This window comes from Pontibacterium sp., assembly GCF_041587635.1.
GTDB lineage: Bacteria > Pseudomonadota > Gammaproteobacteria > Pseudomonadales > Balneatricaceae > Pontibacterium.
In genome coordinates this window covers 1-4,970 of record NZ_JBFGYC010000297.1, presented here as the reverse complement: position 1 = coordinate 4,970, position 4,970 = coordinate 1, and the positions used below count along the sequence as shown (strand labels likewise).

Genomic DNA, 4,970 nt, shown 5'->3' with positions numbered 1-4,970 from the left:
GGTGCGGGCTGCGTAGTCGGCGGCGACTTCCTCGCGCGTCGGGAAACCGTACCCGCCGGTCGGCATCTGCTTGAGCTGCTGCATCGCCTCCGGGTCGCCCACGTCTCAACTTGCTTCGGGGGCAGGAAACAAAAGAAGAGTCTGTAATCGACTCCGAGGACAGCGGTGAGAAAAAGCCGAAACAAGTAAAGCCAGCACTCAATATAACCTTGCTCACTCCCGCTGAAGCCGAGTGCAAAGAACAGATTTACAAAGAACTTTTGAAAGTGATGGATTTGTCGTTGATTGATAGCCTTGAGGAGAAAGAGGCTCGGCGACAGATACGGGAAATCTGTACGCATCTGATGGCGGAATCTGATGTTCCGCTGAGTGCAATTACGCGTGAACGTATCGTTGATCAGATAGAAAACGAAATTATGGGGCTGGGCCCACTCGAGCCTTTGCTCACCGACTCTACCATCTCAGATATCTTGGTTAACGGATATGACACCGTATACGTTGAACGCTTTGGTAAGCTAGAACACTGCCCGGTGAAGTTCACCAGCAATACCCACTTACTGAATATTGTCGATCGAATCGTATCAAGTGTAGGCCGGCATATCGATGAAGCGTCTCCGATGGTTGATGCACGTTTGGAAGATGGATCACGTGTTAACGTCATTATCCCACCGTTGGCTCTGGATGGACCTCAGATGTCGATTCGACGTTTTGCTGTTGAGTTACTCTCGATAGACAACTTAGTGGAATTAGGGTCCGTTCCAGTACAGGTCGCGCCGATTCTTAAAGGTATCGTAAAGGCTCGCCTGAATATTCTGATCTCGGGTGGTACCGGTTCCGGTAAAACCACCATGCTTAACATTCTCTCAGGGTTCATCCCTGAAGATGAACGTATTGTCACTATTGAAGATTCCGCTGAGCTCCAGTTGCAGCAACCCCATGTGGTGAGATTGGAAACGCGTCCCCCCAATATCGAAGGTAAAGGGGAAGTCACCCAGCGTGAATTAGTGAAAAACAGTCTGCGTATGCGTCCTGATCGCATTGTTCTCGGGGAGGTGCGCGGCGGTGAAACTCTGGATATGTTGCAAGCAATGAACACCGGTCATGACGGTTCTCTGACCACCATCCACGCTAACAGCGCGCGCGATGCACTCGGACGAGTAGAGAACATGGTATCGATGACAGGTATCAACTTTCCAACGAAGGCCCTGCGATCTCAGATTGCATCGGCAATTGATGTGGTATTGCAGGTCGGACGTTTGGAGGATGGGCGTCGACGTTTGCTCAGTATTCAAGAGGTTAACGGAATGGAAGGGGACATCATCACGATGTCGGAGCTGTTCCGCTTCCAGCGTTATGGATTGGACGAGGATGGCAACGTACTGGGTGACTTTAAAGCCACCGGCGTCGTGCCTTACTTCCATCAGGTACTCGCTCAGAAGGGCATCGATCTGCCTTTAGCTCTGTTTGAGCCTGAGTAAGCGGGAGATAAACCCATGGATATTCAGTTAGGTCCCGTTACATTTTTCCTTATGGTGGGTATTGCTGTATTCCTTCTTTCATTCGGCATAACCGTACCGGTGTTTGGGGAATCACGTAGTACCCGAAAGCGATTGCAAAAAAGATTGCAGGAGATACAGCAGAGTTCGGATAGGCCGCCGATCAGTAATCTGCTTAGGGAGAAGTACCTGAAGCGCTTAGGGCGATTCGAGCGTGCCTTAGAACAGTTGCCGGGGATGGAGCGTATTGCGCGTTTTATTGAGCAAGCAGGGCATACAATTCTGGCTTATAAGTTGGTGCTAATAGCGTTGTTATTATGCATTGCAGCAGCGATTGCTGTCTGGGTGTTTAGTAAGACTTGGCCTTTGGCGCTGGTTGCGGGCTTGCTCGGGCTGGCTTTGCCGTTTTTGCGAGTCAATAGGGATCGGCAAAAACGTATGGATCGCTTTGATGAGCAGCTACCTGAAGCGATAGACATTATTAAGCGTGCGCTTCAAGCAGGCCATCCGTTTAGTGAATCTCTTCATATTGTGGCAGATGGACTGGAAGCACCGATAGGTAAAGAATTCGGAATTACGTTTGCAGACTTGAACTACGGGAATGATCTGCGACGGGCAATGCTTGGTCTATTGGAACGTGTGCCGAGTATCACGTTGATGGCCTTTGTGACTTCGGTGTTAGTGCAGAAAGAAACGGGGGGTAATCTCGCAGAGATACTCGATAAGATCAGTAAGGTGATACGGGGGCGATTCCGCTTTCAGCGCAAAATAAAAACTTTATCCGCAGAAGGACGGTTATCCGCGTGGATTTTGACATTAGTCCCATTTGGTTTGTTTGTACTGATTTATTTTACGACCCCTGGCTATTTACCGATTCTTGTCGAAAGCCCTGAAGGCCGTCAGCTGGTGATAGCAGCTTGTGTGGCCATGACATTGGGTATCTTCTGGATACGCCGGATTCTGAAGATAGAGGTATAGAGCCATGGAATTTCTATTAGATCTGATTAACGAATATCTACAGAATGAATCGTACTCTCGTATGGTTTTTGTGGGTATGGCTGCAGCGGCTGCACTGGCGTTTGCGTTTAGTGTCATCGTATTAGTGAGTTCTTTATCGTCGCCATTTGAAGGACGTAAGCGGGTATTAACCAAGTCAAACGGCCTTCACAGCGGAGACCACAGTAACCGCGTGATGGATAGTTTGGATCCATTAACCAAGCTAATTGTACCTAAGCAAAACAAGCATACGTTTGAAGTGCGGCTAAAGCTGATGCACGCAGGCTTTAGATCTGACAATGCAGTCAAAAACTTCTACGCGATAAAAATATTGTTGGTCGTTACAATTTTTTTCGCGGTCGTACTATCTGCAAGCTTTTTACCAGAAGTGACCGCGCGTCAAATCTTTGTGTATGCCGCGCTTGGAGCGCTAACAGGTTTTCTTTTGCCATCAATGGTGTTGGATCGTCTGGCACTTAATCGAATCAAAACCATTCATTCAAGCTTTCCTGATGCATTAGACCTACTGGTGGTTTGTATTGAATCTGGTTTGGGGTTATCCGCAGCCTTGCAACGTGTCGCGCAGGAGCTGGATGTGAGTCACCCAGAATTAGCCGAAGAGCTTAACTTGGTTAACTCTGAAATCCGTGCCGGCGTGCATCGTATCGATGCCTTGAAGAATATGGCAGAGCGCACGGGGGTTGATGATATCAAGGGTTTAGTGGCCCTTTTAGATCAGAGTATGCGCTTTGGTGGCAGTATCGCCGACACTCTCCGTGTCTATTCAGAAGAGTTTCGTGATAAACGTATGCAGCGCGCTGAGGAATTAGCGGCTAAGATTGGTACTAAAATGATCTTTCCGCTCACCTTCTGCCTGTGGCCAGGATTCTTTCTGGTAGCAGTCGGACCCGCTGTCCTGACGGTACTTGAAGTCTTTGGAAGATAGGGGGAGTAATAGAGAAGGAGTTCCAGGATGATGACGTTATCGATTGATAGAGTACGGCAGCAGAAAAGAGATAGCTGGTGGCTCGTGTTGGTTAGTGTGTTGGTTGTGCTTTCGGGTTGCGCTGCTAATCAGGAAACGCCAGAGAAGGTCGATGAAAATGCGCTGTACGAGGGGCGCTCAACGGTTACTTTTTCTAACCTCCCTGTAGCCAAAACTGCAGATGAAGGGGTTGAATTAGGCGATCAGCAACTTCGAGCAGGTGAGTTCGACAAAGCACTGTTTATGTATATTCAGGCGATACAGCTGGATGATAATAATACCGAGGCCCTTTACAAAATCGGACAAATTCACCTTGATCGAGGGAATACGGGTAAGGCGATTATGGCTTTCGAGGGAGTACTTTCCCGGGAACCTGAACATGTCTACGGCAACGAAGCATTAGGTGTACTTTATCTCAAGGTCAATCGTTTCAAAGATGCCCATGCCTTCTTTACTAAATCCGTGGAAGCTGACCGCTCTCGCCTTCAGGCGTTAAAGACAGAAGATGCTCATCCGAAGCCGTTGACGGAAGATGAGATCGCTGCGGTGACAAAGCAGATTGACGCGGACCGGGAATCACCAGCACATGCGTACAATGGGTTGGGCGTTGTCGCGGACCTCAAGGGTGATCATGACCGGGCGCAGTCGCTATACACCTTATCCCTGGAGATCAATCCCAAAGCGGCGATTACGCTGAATAATAGAGGCTACTCATACTACCTGAGCAATCAGTGGGAAAAGGCGGAGCGATCTTATAAGGCGGCGTTGCGACTGGATCCTAAATCCCCGCAGGCATGGCGTAATCTGGGACTACTTTATGCCCGTCAAGAGAACTATGTATCTGCTCTGACCGCATTTGAGCAGGTGATGGAGCCCGCCAACGCCCATAACGATGTTGGCTACATCTGTTTGCTGGAAGGAAAATATGAGAAGGCGGAGTTTTACTTTGATCGCGCGATGACCCTGTCACCGACCTATTACGAAAAGGCGTTTGAGAATATGAAACTCACGCAGCGGTTGCGTGAAAGTCAGGTGACCCAGCGTTGAGTCACCCATATTAGTCAGCGAATATGGTGCACCATCAGCTTAAAACGGCTGAAGGTGGTATCAGACCCGATACCGTAGCGATAAAGATGCATGCGTTCGGTGTTGGGCAGATTTGCGCCCGGACGCATATTGACACAGCTGGCAAAGCCCGCGTCGCTGATCAGTTGCGCTGTGACTGGATCGTGGTCCTGAGTGCTACCATTTGGATAGGCAAAATGATCACAGCGACGGCCTACCATCTCTTCAATCACACGCTTGGATTCGTTGATCTCCCGCGCCTGTTCTTCGGCGGACAGTCGGCTGAGAATCGCATGACTGCAAGTATGTGCGCCAAACTCGATCAATCCTGAGTCCCGCATCTCATCAATTTCTGCCTGACTGAGCAGACGATACGGCGAGTGGTTCTCAATCGGTTTTTCAGGATCGCCGCCCAGCGTTGAAATGAG

5 protein-coding genes are annotated in these 4,970 nt (G+C 49.4%); 4 read left to right on the top strand and 1 reads right to left on the bottom strand.

What is annotated here, in order from left to right:
• The first annotated feature begins 110 nt into the window (after positions 1-110).
• Genes ABYW01_RS13930 through ABYW01_RS13915 form a run of 4 tightly spaced genes read left to right on the top strand, consistent with a single transcriptional unit; the run spans position 111 to position 4,524 of the window.
• Complete coding sequence (locus tag ABYW01_RS13930; protein WP_372833697.1) at positions 111-1,478, top strand: CpaF family protein; 1,368 nt, start codon at positions 111-113, stop codon at positions 1,476-1,478.
• A gap of 15 nt (positions 1,479-1,493) precedes the next feature.
• Positions 1,494-2,474 (top strand): type II secretion system F family protein, encoded by a 981-nt coding sequence (locus ABYW01_RS13925; RefSeq protein ID WP_372833694.1) that lies wholly within the window; start codon positions 1,494-1,496, stop codon positions 2,472-2,474.
• Positions 2,475-2,478: 4 nt separating this feature from the next.
• The gene (locus tag ABYW01_RS13920; RefSeq protein WP_372833691.1) at positions 2,479-3,438 is read left to right on the top strand and encodes a type II secretion system F family protein; all 960 of its coding nucleotides are present in this window, start codon (positions 2,479-2,481) and stop codon (positions 3,436-3,438) included.
• A 27-nt stretch (positions 3,439-3,465) separates the two neighbouring features.
• Complete coding sequence (locus ABYW01_RS13915) at positions 3,466-4,524, top strand: tetratricopeptide repeat protein (protein ID WP_372833688.1); 1,059 nt, start codon at positions 3,466-3,468, stop codon at positions 4,522-4,524.
• Between the two features lie 14 nt (positions 4,525-4,538).
• On the opposite strand, the gene ABYW01_RS13910 is transcribed toward ABYW01_RS13915, so the two are convergent.
• Positions 4,539-4,970 (bottom strand): polysaccharide deacetylase family protein (locus ABYW01_RS13910; RefSeq protein ID WP_372833686.1); only part of this gene is annotated, 432 nt, incomplete at its 5' end.

Excerpts from the sequence above, each read along its gene's own strand:
- ABYW01_RS13925 (WP_372833694.1), top strand. The coding sequence starts at position 1,494 with ATGGATATTCAGTTAGGTCCCGTTACATTTTTCCTTATGGTGGGTATT.
- ABYW01_RS13920 (WP_372833691.1), top strand. The coding sequence starts at position 2,479 with ATGGAATTTCTATTAGATCTGATTAACGAATATCTACAGAATGAATCG.
- ABYW01_RS13915 (WP_372833688.1), top strand. The coding sequence starts at position 3,466 with ATGATGACGTTATCGATTGATAGAGTACGGCAGCAGAAAAGAGATAGC.